The 17,744-nt window shown below is 54.7% G+C and carries 14 protein-coding genes and 1 tRNA gene; 2 read left to right on the top strand and 13 right to left on the bottom strand.

The genetic code is table 11. The features are described from left to right. Nucleotides 1-209: 209 nt before the first annotated feature. The 13 genes from G437_RS0104850 to G437_RS0104920 form a co-directional block, all read right to left on the bottom strand. The gene (locus tag G437_RS0104850; protein ID WP_024331457.1) at nucleotides 210-1,202 is read right to left on the bottom strand and encodes an asparaginase; all 993 of its coding nucleotides are present in this window, start codon (nucleotides 1,200-1,202) and stop codon (nucleotides 210-212) included. A 2-nt stretch (nucleotides 1,203-1,204) separates the two neighbouring features. Further along, entirely contained in the window at nucleotides 1,205-2,659 is a 1,455-nt protein-coding gene (locus tag G437_RS0104855) for an amino acid permease (RefSeq protein ID WP_024331458.1), read from the bottom strand. Nucleotides 2,660-3,062: 403 nt separating this feature from the next. Further along, nucleotides 3,063-5,285 carry a CAP domain-containing protein gene (locus G437_RS0104865; RefSeq protein WP_141739501.1) on the bottom strand — a complete coding sequence of 741 codons (2,223 nt, stop codon included), beginning with the start codon at nucleotides 5,283-5,285 and terminating at the stop codon, nucleotides 3,063-3,065. Between the two features lie 327 nt (nucleotides 5,286-5,612). Continuing rightward, nucleotides 5,613-5,685, bottom strand: a tRNA-Ala gene (locus G437_RS0104875). A gap of 97 nt (nucleotides 5,686-5,782) precedes the next feature. After that, nucleotides 5,783-6,385 (bottom strand): histidine phosphatase family protein, encoded by a 603-nt coding sequence (locus G437_RS0104880; RefSeq protein ID WP_024331461.1) that lies wholly within the window; start codon nucleotides 6,383-6,385, stop codon nucleotides 5,783-5,785. After that, nucleotides 6,382-6,771: a ribosome silencing factor gene (rsfS, locus tag G437_RS0104885; RefSeq protein WP_024331462.1), complete on the bottom strand. Its 390-nt coding sequence runs from the start codon at nucleotides 6,769-6,771 to the stop codon at nucleotides 6,382-6,384. The genes G437_RS0104880 and rsfS overlap by 4 nt, the downstream gene beginning before the upstream one ends. A 105-nt stretch (nucleotides 6,772-6,876) precedes the next feature. Continuing rightward, entirely contained in the window at nucleotides 6,877-7,503 is a 627-nt protein-coding gene (gene nadD / locus G437_RS0104890; RefSeq protein ID WP_024331463.1) for a nicotinate-nucleotide adenylyltransferase, read from the bottom strand. Between the two features lie 50 nt (nucleotides 7,504-7,553). After that, nucleotides 7,554-8,816, bottom strand: coding sequence for a glutamate-5-semialdehyde dehydrogenase (locus G437_RS0104895; RefSeq protein WP_024331464.1), 1,263 nt, complete (start codon nucleotides 8,814-8,816; stop codon nucleotides 7,554-7,556). Beyond that, nucleotides 8,813-9,952, bottom strand: a complete 1,140-nt coding sequence (gene proB, locus G437_RS0104900; RefSeq protein WP_024331465.1) for a glutamate 5-kinase — start codon at nucleotides 9,950-9,952, stop codon at nucleotides 8,813-8,815. The genes G437_RS0104895 and proB overlap by 4 nt, the downstream gene beginning before the upstream one ends. Next, nucleotides 9,931-11,445 (bottom strand): GTPase ObgE, encoded by a 1,515-nt coding sequence (obgE, locus tag G437_RS0104905; RefSeq protein WP_024331466.1) that lies wholly within the window; start codon nucleotides 11,443-11,445, stop codon nucleotides 9,931-9,933. The genes proB and obgE overlap by 22 nt, the downstream gene beginning before the upstream one ends. A 77-nt stretch (nucleotides 11,446-11,522) precedes the next feature. After that, the gene (rpmA, locus tag G437_RS0104910; RefSeq protein ID WP_004804982.1) at nucleotides 11,523-11,774 is read right to left on the bottom strand and encodes a 50S ribosomal protein L27; all 252 of its coding nucleotides are present in this window, start codon (nucleotides 11,772-11,774) and stop codon (nucleotides 11,523-11,525) included. A gap of 27 nt (nucleotides 11,775-11,801) precedes the next feature. Beyond that, nucleotides 11,802-12,110, bottom strand: a complete 309-nt coding sequence (gene rplU, locus G437_RS0104915; RefSeq protein WP_024331467.1) for a 50S ribosomal protein L21 — start codon at nucleotides 12,108-12,110, stop codon at nucleotides 11,802-11,804. A 144-nt stretch (nucleotides 12,111-12,254) separates the two neighbouring features. Further along, the gene (locus G437_RS0104920; RefSeq protein WP_024331468.1) at nucleotides 12,255-14,597 is read right to left on the bottom strand and encodes an Rne/Rng family ribonuclease; all 2,343 of its coding nucleotides are present in this window, start codon (nucleotides 14,595-14,597) and stop codon (nucleotides 12,255-12,257) included. A 377-nt stretch (nucleotides 14,598-14,974) separates the two neighbouring features. Here G437_RS0104920 and G437_RS0104925 point away from each other — a divergent pair, with 377 nt between their 5' ends. After that, nucleotides 14,975-16,588 (top strand): cytochrome ubiquinol oxidase subunit I, encoded by a 1,614-nt coding sequence (locus G437_RS0104925; protein WP_024331469.1) that lies wholly within the window; start codon nucleotides 14,975-14,977, stop codon nucleotides 16,586-16,588. Between the two features lie 17 nt (nucleotides 16,589-16,605). After that, nucleotides 16,606-17,733: a cytochrome d ubiquinol oxidase subunit II gene (gene cydB, locus G437_RS0104930; RefSeq protein WP_024331470.1), complete on the top strand. Its 1,128-nt coding sequence runs from the start codon at nucleotides 16,606-16,608 to the stop codon at nucleotides 17,731-17,733. Nucleotides 17,734-17,744: the final 11 nt, after the last annotated feature.

A 17,744-nucleotide genomic window follows, 5' to 3' on the forward strand; every position in this document is an offset into this window, starting at 1 on the left:
CGCATACAAGTGCACTGCTCTCCATTAGCGCGCGCTATTTTCATTAACATGGAAAAGCACTTCCCGTAGGCTCCGGCCACTGCTCCAGTTTGGCCAAATCACAACCCTTTTGTAACCCTTGTAACCTTAGTTACATTTATAGAATTCAAGATTTTTAGAGCGCGCTAAAAGAGGGGAGGTTCCCCTCCCCTCTTTTAGCTCCTTGCTTGTTATAGCTCGCCACAGATAGGCTTTTGCATCCAATCCCTTATTTCACTGGCACTCAGCCCTTGCGAAAGCAAAAAGACGAGTTTCGCGTACACTGCCTCGAGGGTCATGTCTGCAGCTCCGACGCAACCGACTTTGGCGAGCACCTCGCCTGTTTCGTACGCTCCGAGCACCACCTCAGCCTGCATACACTGCGAAGAGATAACCACGGGAACTCCGCCCGAGACCAGGTCCTTTATCACGTCCACAAAGCCCGGTTCATCCGAGGGACAGTTTCCCACCCCAAAGGCTCGAATTATCACTGCTTCTGGAGCCGGAGTAAGCAACGCCCGCAACCTCTGCGCCGTAATACCCGGGACTAGATCTACAACTGTTACGTCGTGACGGGCGTACCTGCGTATCTCTTCTTTGGGAAGGTTCCCTGCGGTCGCTCCCATTTCAAGGCTATTCCAATGCCAGGGCCCGCCTGCCGTGGCCAGGGGTGGAATTACCGGCGAAGCAAACCCCTCGAAACCCCACGAAGAGACTTTCGTGGTCCGGTTGCCCGCAAGTAGGTGGTCACCAAAGTAGAGGCTCACACCGCCCACTTTCCCCGAAGACGCAGCAGTGAGGGCTCCCATAACATTCTTGCCCGCATCAGAGCCAGGCGCTCCCAGAGGTAGTTGCGAACCGGTAATTACCACTGGCTCTTTTGCTCCCACGCGGGCATATGACAGTGCTGCTGCCGTATAACTCATCGTGTCAGTACCGTGCAAGATCACGAAAGCATCCGCATCTTCCGCCTTAATGGCATCCAATATTGCCTGCCAGTCGGCGGGGGTTGCGTTCGAAGAATCTATAAGCCTGGGAAGCTCAGTCAGCTCGGCTACGCCGTCGAGGTCAGTGCCGGCAAGCAATTTTTCGAGCCATCCCTGCAGATCAGCCCCGGGAACTAGACCGTTCGGGGAAGATACCATGCCAATGGTACCCCCGGTGTAAATTACCGAAATCCGCATTTTTACTCCTTAGGAAGCTCCTCAATTTCGCTATCTAGCATCGAATCCATCAGGTCTGGATCGATTCTATTTCGAACGGCGAACCACCCAATTATCATCGCTAGGGCAACCCCCAAGAACATTAGCAGCGTCTGCCTGCCAATACCCTCTGTATCGAATGCCATCGAAACAATGACCCCGGCGAAGAAAATGATTGCTATGAGGTTAGACCACGGTGCAAACGGCAATCGGTAATCCGGACGCGTCGCTTCACCGGCCCTCGCTTTGCGCACAAACACCCAGTGGGAAACCAGAACCGAAATCCAGGTCCCCGCGATGCCGATAGCGGCCAGATTCATGACAATTTCGAAGGCATTTGTGGGATAGATGTAGTTAATTAGAACCCCGAGGAGGCCTAGCAGCGCGGTAATTGCAATCCCCCCGGTGGGAACTTTGTGTTTGTTCAGCTTCGCAGCAATTCGCGGCGCTTCCCCGGCAACCGCCATTGAGCGGAGAGTACGACCAGTCGCGTAGAGGCCGGCGTTTAGCGACGACAGCGCCGCGGTAAGCACGACCACCTGCATAATGTCTCCGGCGTGCGGAACTCCAATGCCGGTAAAGAAGGTGACGAATGGGGATTCATCTTTAGAATAGGCAGTCCACGGGAGCACCAAAGTCATAAGAATGACCGAGCCGACATAGAAGAAGGCAATGCGGAAAATCATGGAGTTAATTGCCTTGGGAAGCACGTGGCGCGCCTCGGCAGCCTCGCCTGCAGCTACACCTACCATCTCGGTGCCACCAAAAGCGAAGATAATTCCCAAAGAAAGGGTAAACATTGGCAGTACCCCCATGGGGAAGAAACCGCCGTTTGCAGTCAGATTGTGAATGCCGGCAGTTTCCTGGCCAACTGCAGCTCCTGTAACAATTGCCCAAATCGCGATCACCATGAACGCCAAAATAGCCGCAATTTTAATGGCAGCAAACCAAAACTCAAACTCGCCGAAGAACTTTACGGAAAAGATGTTCAGAGTGAAGACCACGGCAAGCGCAAGAGCCGCCAATATCCATTGCGGAATATGGCTAAATGCAGCCCAGTAGTGTAGATAAAGGGCGACTGCAGTAATATCTGCCATCACCGTAACCGCCCAATCCAAGAAGAATAGCCAGCCAGTTGTATAGGCTGCCTTTTCACCTAAGAATTCACGCGCGTAAGATACGAACGCACCCGAAGAGGGGCGGTGAATTGTAAGTTCCCCTAGAGCTCTTACCATAATGAATGCAAAAAATCCGCAAAGCGCATATGAGATCGCCAGCGCGGGACCGCCTTGCGCTAATCGACCACCGGCCCCTAAGAAGAGCCCGGTCCCAATCGATCCGCCAATCGCGATCATTTGGACGTGTCGGTTCTTCAACGCTTTTTCGTAGCCGACGTCTGACTTGTCTTGTCTAACTTCGTGGTGTTCTACCTCAGACATTTTGAGGTCCTTTTCTGTAGATTTGAAACAGTAACTATCTACCACCCAATCAATCGCTCCCTCTGAGTCTTAAGTCACGGGCGGTAAAGAGATTACAAAGACTGCACCTAAGATTCATAATTAACACGTGGAGCTCTGATATCTGAACTAGCTTCACGCTCCTCATTGAGCGCTGCGTCATTTTACTGTTCTTGAACCCTTCACACTCCTTCTGAACTGCGGGTATTAAAATACGAGCCAACATATATTCACCATTGAATATTTATCTGTAGCTCTTCCAAAACTATACAAGACGTTTTCCGATATTACCTAGATTATGCGCAATTAAATATTCCATTTTCATGAAACACGCTCTTTAAAACACTAGTGGCGTGGCCCATTAATGGACCACGCCACTAACTAATTAGCGATTGGAGGATTCTACCTGCTTTTGCGCATTCTCCAACGCATTAGCTGCTTGTACTTGGGCAGCTTCCTTTTCTTCCACGTTAGCCTGCGCTGCTTGCTGATGACGTTCGGCGCTTCTTACCTCGCTCGTTGCCCTGTCGACCGCGTCCTCGGCACTTTCGGCCCTAGCTTCGTCCTCGGCGAGGGTTCGCTGGTCCGCCTCTGCAGCAGCCGCATCCTCTGCAGCCACCTGTTTCGCCTTGGCTACCTGCGAATTTTCAACGGTATCTTCCTCTGCCCGTACGCGCGCGGCTGCCGCCGCCTCAACCCCCTTAGCCGTTTGCACATCGGTTAGAGTCCGCTCATGCTCTGCCTGCGCCTGGGCAGCATTCTCTTCAGCTTCACCGGCTCTGGCCGCAGCCCGCTCCGCTTCACCTCGAGAGAGTGCAACCTTTTCCTTTGCCTCTTCAACCTTCTTAACAGCCTGAGAGCCGTCCGCATAACCAGCTGGCAGCTCGGTGGGTGCGTCGTCACCGCTGGGGGTGTACGAGGTTGAAATGCCCTGCGGCTTGCCTTCGTAGGTGATATCGCCGGTGACATCCACGCCTACTATAGGTTCACTGGAGGCTACCTTATAGGACTCCTCCGGAGGAAGTTTGCCCTCAGAATACATGCGATGTGTGGCGTAGACGCCTCCTGTTTTGGTCGTAACTACCCCTAGCCCCTGGTAGGTCCAGGTTGCTCTAAGCATGTTGGTGTTATGGCCAGGAGACTTTTTCCAAGCGTCGAAAATCTCGTCGGCAACTACTAGCGGGCTCATCCACTTCCCGCCCCCAACCCAGGCGATATTTTCGGCGTACATGTATTTAAGTCCGTCCGCGTACTTTGGATCTCCTTTAGTAAGGGCTGGATTAGTGTGCTCAAACGTGTTCGTGTCTGCCATAAACTGAGACCACACCTTAGAGGCATGGTCCGCAGCATGGTTGGATACCAAAGGTTGGGCATTCGCCTTCACTCGGTAAGCGTTAATCTTCTCCATGAGCACGTGCGCGATCATGGTCTCTCGGTCTCGAACCGAGACCTTCCTCCAGTCCCCTATTGGCCAGGCCTGGGTGTGCCCGTCTGCAGCTTTCGCTTTTTCATAGGCAACTTGCGCCTGGCCTGCAACTACTTCGGCCTCACTCGCAATTTCACGCGCCTGCAAAGCCTCAGATCGGGCATCCTCCAGACGTTCACGAGCTGCCTGTTCTGCAGTACTTGCCTTCGCTACACTTACTCTGGCTGCCTCCAACCTGCTGCGGGCCTGCTGCAGCTGCCCATTGGCCTTTTCTTGCAAGGCAGCCAAGGCCTGGGCGCTGCGCTGCGCCCTTCGGCTACTGGAAGTAGCCTTCTGGCGAGCCTTCGCTAGGGCATCCTTTGCGGCCGAGAGCTCTGAGCGAGCAGCCGAAAGATTTTGCTGCTTCTTCTGCAACTGCAGATTCGCTCCCCGGAGAATGGTCCTAGCCTGCTCCGACGCAGCCCTAGCCTGCTCGTAGGATTTCTGGGCGAATCCGACAGCTTCCGAAAGGGAGCCTTCTTGGGTTCCACCCTTACCTTCATCTTCTGCCGACTCATTCTGTTTGGGCGGATCCTCGGGCCTCGCCGAATCCTTCCCGGTCGCCTCTGTCTGCTCGTTCCCCTTAGACGGTTTATCCTGCCGATCGCCTTTAGCGGGTTTAGGAGGGTTAGCCTGCTCAACCGGCATGGGCAGTTCGCCCGACTGCGTAGGATGCGCAGATGTACTAGACGTTCTCTGCTCGCTAGCTTCACTCGTCTGTCCTCCAGAGGGGTACGGGCTCCCTCCCGCAGGGCCCTTGTAGCTCCAAGTGGGAGCCTTCTTGCCGCCGGGAACTGCAGATGGAAAAGCCGGATCAATCAATCTAGAATCGCTATCTTCAGTCCATCCAGATCCACTTTGTTCCCCAGGGGCAACTAGTGGAGGTGCCCCGGCTTCGGTTCCCTGCCCAGACGAGCCGGATTCATCCGTCTCGTTTTGCGGAGGCGTCTTTTTCTCCTGCTTGGGCTTTTCAGTTGGCGTCGACGGAGAGTCGTTTTTTGCTATCGAGTTTCCCTCGCGCTGGAAGCGATCAGTTGCGTTTTTACTGCCGGTAGCGCATCCGCCTAACGCAGCTACGGTCAAAGCAGCGAGCGCAGAGGCCGCAACAACTTGCCGAGGGCGAAACATGTTCCTGTTGGCCAATTTCTACTCCTTCTTAGAAATCTTCACTATTAGGTGCGTTCGCCCACGCAGCGAGCGCACCAAGGCAGCCACAGGATTGCACCGCCACCGTAAAAAAGACACCTCATTCGAGGGAGTATGAGGGAGCTAACTCAGAAAATTTATTACTGCAGGAAAGCTGAGGTAAACACAATAGGCTTTAGTCCCAGAGAAAGACTATTCGTTGGAATAATGCGGAATTTATACCAGCCCTTAATATTTGGCAAGACATTGGAGCAAAACCTTCAGTAACGCATCAAAATGCCAAATAAAAAAGATCCGCAACTTTGCTGCGGATCTGAAATTTTGTGGAGCTAGGGGGATTCGAACCCCCGACCTCTTCCATGCCATGGAAGCGCGCTACCAACTGCGCCATAGCCCCTTGAGCTGTTCCGTTCGGACTCCATAAGTTTAGCGGGAGTGGCCCAGAAAAACCAAATCCAGAACGCGTGGCACTGGTCACGCTTTCTGGGAGGTAGCTAAACGCCCAGGTTATGGTGGGTTATTCGCCATCCTGGAGTACGTTTTGCTGAGGCAAGCACCGACCAGTGGCAGTTGTCTGGCCCCCCTATTCCCTGCCAACTAGAAGCATCTAATCCCAGCACCCCGGCAATACCTTGGCTGATAGCGGAACCGTGGGATACAACAAGGGCTGTCCCCTCGAGGTGTGCAGCTATTTCTGAGATAGCCGCGCTGATACGCTCGGCAACCTGCGCACGTGGTTCTATTCGCAACCTGGGGCATTCGCCAGATTCCTTATAAAACGAATATTCCTGACTAAATTCGCTTTGAAATTCGCCGAAGGTGTGTCCCTCCACCAGACCGTAGCTTCGTTCCAGAAGCCGGTCGTCGACCTCGACAGCAAGGCCAACCAGATCAGCCACAGCCCTCGCCGTAACTTTGGCACGGCTCAGCGGAGAAGAAACAATGCGTTCAAAATCAAATTCTTCTGCCAAAACCCGCGCAGCCCGTGCAGCCTGTTGTCTACCGGTCTGATTCAACCCGATATCAATTCGGCCTTGGTAGCGCCGCTGAAGGTTGTAATCCGTTTGCCCGTGGCGCAAAAACACTATCTGACTCATGCAGTTACCGCAGTCTGAGAAATCCCAAGGTCGCCAGAGACATCTATCCTAGGACAATCCTTCCACAGGCGCTCTAAGCCGTAATAGTGGCGTTCTTCAGGTTGGAAAACGTGCACCAGCAGCCCATCGGCCTCCAGAGCCACCCACGTAGCCTCCTGCAAACCCTCGCGGCGGCTCACCTTGAAACCGGCCTCGAGCAAGTCTTCTTCTACCGCAGACACGACAGCCCCCACCTGCCTGTCCGTATCGGCGCTAACTAGAAGAAACGCATCGACAAAAGGCAATCTAGAAGAAACATCGATCGCAACAATATCGTCTGAAAGTTTATCTGCCGCAGCTTTGGCGGCAACGTGAACAGCGGACAGTACAGTATCGCTAACAGCCACAGGGCTCCTAAGTTAATTCGATTGTTCTTGTTGGGCCAGGCCCACCTCCAGCATAGCGAGGAAGTTAGCCCTTCAGCACTAGACACGAACTTTTTCGAACTTCACCTACCTGTTGCCCGAAGGTTGCAGGTCCTGATAAAGCTCGTATTTATCCACGTAGCGCACGACCCCGTCGGGAACCAAGTACCAGATGGGAGCTCCCCGCGAAGCGCGCTCGCGCACGTCGGTCGAGGAAATCGCCAAAGCAGGCACCTCGAGCAAGCTCATTACGGCACTTCCCCCAACCCCCTCGGGCAATTCATGCCCAGGGCGGGACACCCCCACAAAATGAGCTAACTTAAACATTTCCTGGTGGTCTTTCCACTGCATAATTTTCGCTAGTGCATCGGCACCAGTAATAAAGAAAAATTCTGCCCCAGGACGCTCCTTACGCAAATCCCTAAGAGTATCGATCGTATAAGTAGTACCACCCCGATCAATGTCGACCCTGGAAACCGTAAACCGAGGATTTTCGGAAGTAGCAATTACAGTCATCAAGTACCGGTGTTCCGGCGGGGTAACCCTGCGTCCCTTCTTGAAAGGCTGGGTTGCAGTAGGAACGAAAATAACCTCGTCCAGGTTGAAAACATCCTGCACTTCCGAAGCAGCGACCAAGTGGCCGTTGTGAATAGGATCGAAAGTTCCACCCATAATGCCGATGCGTTTTGATTTTGTTCCTGGCCCCACTGCCATGTCTCTACCTTCCCGAAGATAGGAAAATAATACTCGCTTTGCGCGCCATTTTACTTCCTAATGTGTCCCTCCCCCGTATATATCCAGGTAGTGGTGGTAAGTTCCTCAAGCCCCATTGGCCCCCGAGCATGCATCTTCTGAGTTGAAATACCGATTTCCGCACCCAAACCAAGCTGGCCGCCATCGGTAAATCGAGTGGATGCATTCACGGCAATCGCAGCACTGTCCACGCGAGCGATAAATTCGGATACAACCCGGGTATCGGTCGCAAGAATAGCCTCCGTGTGGCCAGAGGAGTGCTTGCCAATAAAATCAGTCGCCTCTATGACCCCGTCAACTATCTTTACAGCAATATCCATAGACAAATATTCGCGATCCCAATCCTCGTTGGTAGCTACCTGGGCACCGGGGAACATTTTTCGGACCTCGGGATCTGCATGCAAAGTAACCCCCGCCTGCGTCAGCGCCTCGCAGAGGCGCACTTTTGCCTGCTCAGGCAGGGCTGCATCGAGTAGTAGAGTCTCTGCAGCATTACAGACCCCCACCCTAGAGGTCTTAGCATTCAAAACGACTGCCTCGGCCTGGTCAATATCCGCACTAGCAGACACGTAAATGTGACAGTTTCCAGTGCCGGTCTCGATTACAGGGACCTTAGCATTTTCAACTACCGCCTGAATCAGAGAATGGCCTCCACGCGGAATGAGTAGATCAATGTAGCCACGTGCCTCCATGAGGGCACTCGCCCCGGGCCTGCCTAAGTCGTCCAGGGAGACGATCAAATCTGCGCAAAAACCAGATTCGACTAACGCCTGTCCTATTACCCGAATCAATTCTTCATTCGAGTTTCGAGCGGCAGAACCACCTCTGAGCAAAGCGGCGTTACCAGATTTTAGCGCCAGGGCAGCCACGTCGACGGTTACGTTAGGGCGGGCCTCGTAGATTACCCCGAGAGTCCCAATTGGGACCCTCTTCTGGCAAAGTTGAAGACCATTCTCGAGGTTCTGTCCACGCACTACCTTCCCCACCGGATCAGGAAGCGAAACCACCTCTTTTATCCCCCGGCAAATCTGCTCCAAGCGGGCCCTCGACAATGCTAGGCGGTCTAGTAGGCCTTGGCTCATGTCCTGCTCTTTGCCACGGGCTATGTCAAGCTGATTTGCCCCCACGATCGTATCGGCATTAGCGCACAGAGCAGCGGCAATGTTTTCGAGCGCAGCATTCTTCCGCCAGGTTGCAGCTGCACGCAGTTCCTTCTGTGCGCGTGCCGCGCGTTGAGCACGGGCGCGTACTTCTTTCGTAATTTCGCTCCTCATATTCCCGCCACCTCTAAATCAGCCTCGTTCATCGACATATCGTCACGGTGTACAACAGGACGTGCAACTTCCCCTGCTGCCTCGATCTTTACGGAAGTAAGCCCCTTAATATGCTCGATTTCTGTTGAATCAAACCCTACGACCCCTCTACCGAGTTCTTGATTTCGATAACGCACTTGCACCACTGAACCAGCCGGGAACTCCCCTTCGACACTCACAACTCCGGCGGCCAATAGCGAAGAGTGGCCACGCCCAATAGCCAGAGCTGCACCCTTGTCGATATCTATCGCACCGGCCACGCGCGCCGCGTCTGCTATCCAATCCGCCCTCGACGGACGTCGCTTCCCCGTGGCCTTAAACCAAGTTCCGGTATCGGCCCCATCCAAGCCTCGGCCCAAATTGTCAGCAGATAGCAGCAGCGTGTCTATTCCTGCGCTAGTAGCCATTGCGGCTGCGTGCAGCTTTGTAACCATTCCCCCGGTCCCAATTTCTTTGCCGGCCCCGCTCGCCTGCACGTTCGCAATATCGGAAAACGTTCGCACAGTGCTAATGCGTTTTGCCCCCGCAACAGCAGGCGGCTTATCGTATAGGCCATCCACGTCAGTAGCTAGCACAAGCAAATCTGCATCGACGAGCTGGGCAACTAGAGCAGCAAGCCGGTCGTTGTCACCAAAGCGAATTTCGCCTGTAGTAACCGCGTCATTCTCGTTTACTATCGGCACCACGCCCAGGCTGAGTAGCTTTTCAAAGGAAGCTTTAGCGTTGGTGTAGTGGCTCCGACGCATTACGTCGTCGCCGGTCAGCAGTATTTGTGCTACAAGTTTGTGATGAGCCTGGAAGGCAGCCGACCAGCGGGCTACCAGCAGCCCCTGCCCCATAGCCGCACATGCTTGCACGGCAGGTAAATCACGAGGACGCCGACCAAACCCCAGCGGGGTTATGCCTGCGGCCACCGCGCCCGAAGAAACTATAACTGCCTGTCCCCCACGCGCACACCGGTTCGCAACCAGCGCTGCAACCCGATCCAAGCGATTCAGATCCAAGCCGCCATCTGCACGAGTCAGAGAAGAAGAGCCAAGTTTTATTACCACCCTTCGGGCGGTCGCTATTTTTTCTACTGGTCGGGATCCGTCCACAGTCCTTCTTCTTTCTCGGCTGCGAGCTCAGAGCGGGCAGCAGTTTTCGCATCCATGCGCGCGTAGTAGTCGCGTCGTTTTTCCTCGCGAGTTGGTCTGGAACGCTGCTGCAACCGAAGATCCTCGCCCCTTCTACCCAGCAGCTCTGCCCCGGTTGACATGGTGGGCTCCCAGTCGAATAAGACTCCATCTGTTAGATCGCCAATAACCACGGTATCCCCGGCACGGGCTCCGGCCTCCAGTAGGAGCTCTTCCACCCCGGCGGCATTAAGCCGGTCAGCCAAGTAACCCACTGCCTCGTCATTGCCGAAGTCAGTCTGTATTACCCAACGCTCGGGTCGGCGTCCTCGAATCTGGAATAAAGGTTCCCCATCGCGAGTGTGCTTGGTAACGGTAATCTTTGGCGGCCCTACGGGCACGGGGCGAATAATCGGACGCGACTCCTGCGCCGCAGGCATTTTCGCCCGCTCTTCCTCGACCAGCTTTCCCAGAGCAAAAGACAGCTCCCGCAACCCGGAATGAGTGACAGCTGAAACCTGGTATATGGGCCACCCCTTATCCGCGAGAGACTCACGCACCAAATCGGCCATATCAGAACCATCGGGTATATCGGTCTTATTTAGCACGATCACGCGCGGCCGCTCGCTAAGCGGAATCACGCCCTCGAGCTTATCCAGATCAGACTGATAGTTGGCTAACTCGTCCTCGATGACTTCCAGATCGTCTGCAGGATTGCGCTCCGGTTCAAAAGCAACCGTGTCGAGAACGTGAACGATCACCGAACAACGCTCAATGTGGCGCAAGAAATCCAATCCCAGCCCCTTCCCCTGGGAGGCTCCCGGTATCAGACCGGGCACGTCAGCGACCGTGTAGCGGAACTGATCCGCCTTCACTACCCCAAGATTAGGAACCAATGTAGTAAACGGATAATCAGCGATCTTTGGACGTGCCGCCGACAGCGCCGCGATAAGAGAGGATTTCCCAGCCGACGGGTAACCGACCAACGCGACATCTGCAACCGATTTCAGCTCAAGTACTACAGTTGCCTCCGTTCCCGGTTCGCCGAGCAAAGCAAACCCCGGAGCCTTTCGTTTCTTTGAGGCTAAAGCAGCGTTTCCGGCTCCCCCGATTCCCCCGGCGGCAATCAGATATTCCTGCCCCTCACTACTCAAATCCGCAAGCACATTGCCCTGCTGATCTTTTATGACGGTACCCTCAGGGACCGGCAAAATCAGATCTTCCCCGTTCTTACCAGAGCGCAAATCCCCCATTCCTGGGGTGCCGTTAGCTGCCCTTCGGTGAGGTAAGTGGTGAAAATCCAACAAAGTAGTGGTACCCAAATCAACGCGGGCAATCACAGATCCACCATTACCGCCATTACCACCATCGGGACCGCCCAACGGCTTATATTTTTCGCGCCGGATAGATACACATCCATGTCCGCCGTTTCCACCAGCAGCAGAGAGGGTTACTCGATCTACAAAGTTAGCCATTGGTTACTCCTTACAAGTAGCCAGGATATACAAAAGTGGGGGCGGACAAGGAGTCCGCCCCCACTGCAGCCTAAAAGTTAGGCAGTGACGATATTTACAACCTTGCGGCCGTGGCGGGTGCCGAATTCGACGGCGCCGGCTGCCAGGGCGAACAGGGTGTCATCCTTGCCACGGCCGACGTTGACGCCGGGGTGGAAGTGGGTGCCACGCTGACGGACCAGAATCTCGCCTGCGTTTACAGTCTGACCGCCGAAACGCTTCACACCAAGGTGCTGCGCGTTCGAATCACGGCCGTTGCGGGACGAACTAAGACCCTTCTTAGTTGACATATTTTCACGCTTCCTTAGTTGTAAAGATCAGGCGATCGAGGTGATCTTGACCGCGGTCAGTGGTTGACGATGCCCCTGACGCTTGCGGTAACCCGTCTTGTTCTTGTACTTGATGATGTTGATCTTCGGGCCCTTGGTGGGCTCGAGGACCTCTGCCTTGACAGTTGCCTTTTCCAGGGCGGAGGCATCGGTGGTGACCTTGTCACCATCGCCGATCATGACGGGCTGGAAGGTGACCTCGTCACCTACTGCTGCATCCAGCCGGTCGACGACGATAACGTCTCCGACGGAGACCTTCTCCTGGCGGCCACCGGCCTTGACGATCGCGTAGACCACGTTAGACTCATTCCTCTTGTTGATATGGACAAATTTTTTAAAACAGCCTGGGCTGCTCGCGCAACTAGCGCACCGACGATCAAGACTACGCGGTTTATGACCCCTTGGGCAACCGCCTTGGCTCGATTGTATGCGACATCACGCCTAGCGAATCATAACCCCGCTCCCACTGCTGGCAGAGTCAGTTTTCACCGGCGCTGAGGTTGCTGCACGACGCCTAGAACGCCGCTTCGGAGCCTGCTTAGAACCGCCCTCCGATTCAGGCTTCCTTTCGGGGAGCTGAATCTCGGAGAGATCCATCTTCGCAGCTGGTTTAGTTTCGACACGAGTTTTTACCTCGGGAAGTTCTATTTGTGGCGTATTCCGCTTTTCTTTAGCTTCCTTGCGGCTGCTCTTCGACTTAGCAGCTTTCCTCTTAGACCCACCCTTCTCATGTTCGGGGCGGGCTTCGCCCTCGGCGGACTCGTCATGAGACCTCTCGGCTGCCTTTGCTATTGCTGCCAACGTGTCACGAGTTTTCTGATCAGCCTCGTGGACGTGCTCAGAAGATTGCTCGCCCTTTGCGGAAGCGGCCTTGCGCTTCTGGGCTGCCTTGCGATCCTTCTTGTTAGCGGCAGCGTTGGTTTCGCCACGCTCTACGGGATGCTGGTGAACAATGAAACCCCGCCCGTCGCAGCACTCGCAGGGAGTCGAGAAGGCTTCAACTAGCCCCTGGCCGACACGTTTTCGAGTCATCTGAACCAGGCCCAGAGCGGTTACCTCAGTTACCTGGTGACGCGTGCGGTCTCTGCCCAGGCACTCAATTAGGCGCCTAAGCACGAGCTCGCGATTAGATTCAAGCACCATGTCGACAAAATCGATCACAATGATGCCACCGATATCGCGCAACCGCAGCTGCCGCACTATCTCTTCTGCGGATTCCAAGTTGTTCTTTGTAACAGTTTCCTCGAGGGTACCCTGTTTGCCACCAGTGTACTTGCCGGTATTTACGTCGATCACCGTCATAGCTTCGGTGCGGTCGATAATCAGATACCCACCAGAGGGCAACCAAACCTTGCGGTCCATACCTTTGGCAAGCTGTTCGTCGATTCTATGAGAAGCGAAAATGTCCTGGTTCTTTGCCCACTGGTGAACTCGGTCAAGCAGATCTGGACTCAATTCCTCCACGTAGTCGTGGATGGACTTGTAAGCGTCCTTGCCCTGAATTTGGAGGGAGTTGAAATCTTCGTTAAAGATGTCGCGCACCACCCGCAGGGCCAATTCAGGCTCACCTTTTAGCAGCAAGGGGGCTTTGGTGGCCTTTGCAGCCTTGTCTTGGACAGACTGCCATTGGTTCGCTAGACGCTCTATGTCGGCTCGGATCTGTTCTTCGCTAGCACCCTCTGCAGCCGTGCGCACGATCACCCCATTGCCCTTGGGAACAACATCCTTGAGGATCCCCTTCAAACGGGAACGTTCACTGCTGGGCAGTTTGCGCGAAATCCCCATCATGTTGCCACCCGGAACCATCACCAGGTAGCGCCCCGCCAAGGTGATCTGCGCAGTAAGGCGGGCTCCTTTATGGCCGATCGGATCCTTGGTTACCTGGACCATTATCTTGTCGCCAGATTTCAACGCCTGCTCTATTTTGCGGGGTTTGCCCGCCATCCCCAGGCCATCCCAATTGACCTCGCCAGCATAGAGCACCGCATTTCGGCCTCGCCCGAGGTCGACGAAAGCAGCCTCCATAGACGGCAAGACGTTTTGCACCCGCCCCAAAAAGATGGATCCCACCATCGATACCTGCGTATGGGAGGCAACATAGTGTTCGACTAGCAGGTCATCTTCCAAAACGGCGATCTGATTTAAGCCATCCTGCTCGCGCACAATCATGTCGCGCTTTACCGACTCCCGCCGAGCTAAAAACTCAGCCTCGGTAATTGAGTGACGCTTGCGTCCCTCGCGCCCGCCCTCGCGCCTGCGCTGCTTTTTCGCTTCGAGACGGGTAGAGCCCTTCAGCGCAGTAACCTCGCTCATAACCTCCTCGGTCGAAGCTACTCCCCGCCTGCGCCTACGCCTGCGCCGAGAAGAAGAATCCGACTCTACACTTCCATCTGAGTCAGAGTCGACATCTTTGGATACCTCCTCGGATTTTTCGTCGGCATCCCCTTTTTGCGACTTGGCCGATTCTGTTTCACTCCTGCGCCGACGCCTAGCCTTCTTGGCGGGCTTAGCCTCCTCGACCTGCTCGCCCTCCCCACCGCGTGAGAGTTCGGACTTTTTCCCATCCTTTTTATTGGAGTCGCGCTTTTTAGCCGGACGCGCCCTCTTCGGTCCGTCTTTTTCGGAGCTCTTAGCTTTAGACCCCCTGGCTCGCCCATCGCCATCTTCGACCAAATTAGACGCCGGAGCTGGAACAGCATTTGCAAGGTCGGGTGCTTGAAAGAGCAAAGTAGCTGCCGGCGGACGAGGGAGGCCCGCCGAGCTCTGTTCTGTTGAGTTTGACACTAGATATTCCTTTATATTGCGGACTGGCACGCACCTACCGTCCCGTCTCGCGTCGAAACGCGGAAGCCTTTCTACACTTTCTGCCAACGGCCGCAGCCGGAGAAAGTCGCTGAGTCTGGATGCGCAGCCCAACGTCTGGTCCCATTATTCCACAGGAAACAAATTAAAGATTAAGTGATATCAGTGATGCGAAAAACAAGCACCTGGTAACCTCGCTCAAACCGCTGAGAAACATTCAAAACGCTGCCGATTTCTATGTTTTCTGCGTCGTTGTTTAGTATCTTAATGACATGGTTGTCACCAAGTGGGTTTAGTTACCTACCAACAGACAACACAAATATCAATAGATCCACCATTTCAAGCGGAAAGGCATAATGATGTCTGTCGCCCCAACAGCGCTCGACGCGCTAACTTTGGCGCGGTGGCAGTTCGGTATAACTACCGTCTACCACTTCATTCTGGTTCCGCTCACCATCGGTCTATCCCTATTCGTTGCGTGCATGCAGACCATGTGGCTACGCACTGGTAAGGATTACTGGCTGAAGGCGACGCGGCTATTTGGCAAATTATTCTTGATCAACTTCGCCCTCGGTGTTTCCACCGGCATCGTGCAGGAATTCCAGTTCGGTATGAACTGGTCCGAATATTCTCGCTACGTGGGCGACATCTTCGGTGCTCCTCTAGCAGTCGAAGCCCTACTCTCCTTCTTCCTCGAATCCACTTTCATCGGACTTTGGATCTTCGGGTGGGGGCGCCTATCCAAGAAGGCCCACACCGCAATGATCTGGTTGGCAGCTCTGGGCGTAAACACCTCTGCCCTATGGATCATCGGAGCGAACTCGTGGATGCAGCACCCGGTTGGCGCCGTTTTCAATGCAGAAACAGGACGCGCAGAACTGGATGGGACCTCAGGCTTTTTAGAGGTTGTTTTCAACCCCACTCTGTGGCTAGCTTGGCTGCACGTATTAACTACCTCTTGGCTGCTGAGTGCCGGCCTGATCGCCGGTGTCGCTATGTGGTGGATGGTCCGCACTGCGCGAGCCGGCGCAACTACCTCTGCTGGAGCAAAGAATCTTGATGTCGACCAGGCTGCGCGCGCTGCCCGCGCTGGCAGTTCCACTGTCGCAGCTTCTAACTCCGACAGCTCCCAGGTATCGGCCCATCAGGAGGCGCTCGAGGAGTCACAGAACGTCTGGCATCCGATTACCCGGTTTGGCCTGATGCTCATGCTCGTTGCCGGCATCTTGACCGGTATTACCGGTCACATGGAAGGTGTGCACATGGTTGCCGAGCAGCCCACCAAGATGGCGGCTGCCGAGGCAATTTGCAACACCCAATCCCACGCTCCCTTTACAATCGCGGCTTTCGGCTCTGAATGCGGAGCTGATGGCAAGGGCATAACGCACGTGGGGCAGATCCCTTCGGTAGCTTCTATCCTTTCGGGCAATTCCCCCTCGACAGAAGTTGAAGGCATGAACGACCTGAACAAGAGCTACGCCTCCGACTTTGGGGTAGACAAGGTGACCCCTCCGGTAATGGCCACGTTCTGGTCATTCCGCGCAATGATCGGACTCGGTCTGATCTCGATGATCTTCGCCCTCGTTGGCCTCTACGCCACTCGCAAGGGCAAGGTTTCAACCTCGACCGGCCTAGCTAAGTTCGGTCTCGCCATGATTCCGTTCCCCCTATTGGGCATCGCCTTTGGGTGGATCTTCACCGAAATTGGCCGCCAACCCTTCGTTGTTTTCCCGAACAACCTAGACAGCCCTGTGGGTCAGGTTTGGATGCTTACCCAATTCGGCGTTTCCGGCGCTGTACCGGCAGTGCAGGTGCTACTAACCATGATCTTGTTTACCGTCCTATACGGTGCACTTGGCGTGATTTGGCTCCTGCTCATGATCCGTTACGCAAAGGAAGGCGTACACACCGCCAAAGCTAGTGACGGACAAGCCGACCACGCCGACGACCAGTCGCTCTCGTTCGCGTACTAAGGACTCGAGGCACAAAAATGACATTTTTACAGGTTCTTTGGTTTATCCTCATCGCCGTCCTCTGGACTGGCTACCTGTTCCTCGAAGGTTTTTCGCTAGGTATCGGAATGACCCTTCCGTTCGTAGCAAAAAACGACAGGGAACGCACTCAAGTTATTCGCACTGTCGGCCCAGTCTGGGACGCTAACGAGGTTTGGCTACTGACCGCAGGTGGCGCAACCTTCGCGGCCTTCCCCGAATGGTACGCGACCATGTTCTCGGGCATGTACCTGGCTCTATTCCTGATCCTGGTTTGCCTAATTTTGCGTATTTCTGCAGTTGAATGGCGCGCCAAGGTTGCTTCCGAAAAATGGAGGGCTCGCTGGGACGCAATCCACGTAGTAGTTGCCTGGCTTGTGCCGATCCTATTCGGCGTCGCCTTTGCCAATCTGGTTCAGGGGATGAAGATTCAGGTAGTAGATCCGGCGCATCCGCTGCAAGGTGTTAACCCAGCCGATGTCACCCCAGCTCTGCTGCAAACTCACGTACACAACCTCACCGGTGGTTTCTTCTCACTTTTAACCCCGTACACCATTCTTGGGGGTTTGATGCTCGCCGCAGTATGGTTCGCTCACGCAACCTTGTACGGTGAGCTTAAGACCACCGGAATCGTCTATGATCGCTTCAAGTCGCTGTCTAAGAAGGCTACTCTGGTAGCGGTCGTATTAGTAGCTGTAGTGGCACTCTGGGGCCAGTTCGCCTACTCCTCGCAAAAGCTCTTCGGTTGGATTCCGCTCGTAGTAGCCGCTTTGGCATTTATCGCTGCAGCATTCTTCGCCAACGTGAATCGCGAGGGCGCCGCATTCATCTGCTCCGGCATTGGTATCGCCGGCGCCGTGGCGTGGGTCTTCACCTCTATGTTCCCGTCAGTGATGAAGTCCAGCATCGATCCTGCCTTCAACCTGACCATCGAACAAGCTTCTTCTACGAACTCCACACTCATCGTGATGTCCATAGTCGCAGTTATCTTGGTACCTGTGGTTCTTGGCTACACGTGCTGGAGCTACTGGAAGTTCCGCGAAAGGATCTCTATTGATAACGTCTCGTCCAACCCCGGTGTTGTATGGGACAAAATTCGCTCTGGAGCTAACTTCCTAGTTGGCTAGACACACCTGAG

It is taken from the genome of Winkia neuii subsp. neuii DSM 8576 (assembly GCF_000420405.1).
Lineage (GTDB): Bacteria > Actinomycetota > Actinomycetes > Actinomycetales > Actinomycetaceae > Winkia > Winkia neuii.

Bases quoted from the DNA above. Each gene is read 5' to 3' on its own strand.
- G437_RS0104925 (WP_024331469.1), top strand. From the start codon at position 14,975: ATGTCTGTCGCCCCAACAGCGCTCGACGCGCTAACTTTGGCGCGGTGG.
- G437_RS0104855 (WP_024331458.1), bottom strand. From the start codon at position 2,659: ATGTCTGAGGTAGAACACCACGAAGTTAGACAAGACAAGTCAGACGTC.
- G437_RS0104895 (WP_024331464.1), bottom strand. From the start codon at position 8,816: ATGAGGAGCGAAATTACGAAAGAAGTACGCGCCCGTGCTCAACGCGCG.
- nadD (WP_024331463.1), bottom strand. From the start codon at position 7,503: ATGGCAGTGGGGCCAGGAACAAAATCAAAACGCATCGGCATTATGGGT.
- G437_RS0104850 (WP_024331457.1), bottom strand. From the start codon at position 1,202: ATGCGGATTTCGGTAATTTACACCGGGGGTACCATTGGCATGGTATCT.
- G437_RS0104880 (WP_024331461.1), bottom strand. From the start codon at position 6,385: ATGAGTCAGATAGTGTTTTTGCGCCACGGGCAAACGGATTACAACCTT.
- rpmA (WP_004804982.1), bottom strand. From the start codon at position 11,774: ATGTCAACTAAGAAGGGTCTTAGTTCGTCCCGCAACGGCCGTGATTCG.
- cydB (WP_024331470.1), top strand. From the start codon at position 16,606: ATGACATTTTTACAGGTTCTTTGGTTTATCCTCATCGCCGTCCTCTGG.
- obgE (WP_024331466.1), bottom strand. From the start codon at position 11,445: ATGGCTAACTTTGTAGATCGAGTAACCCTCTCTGCTGCTGGTGGAAAC.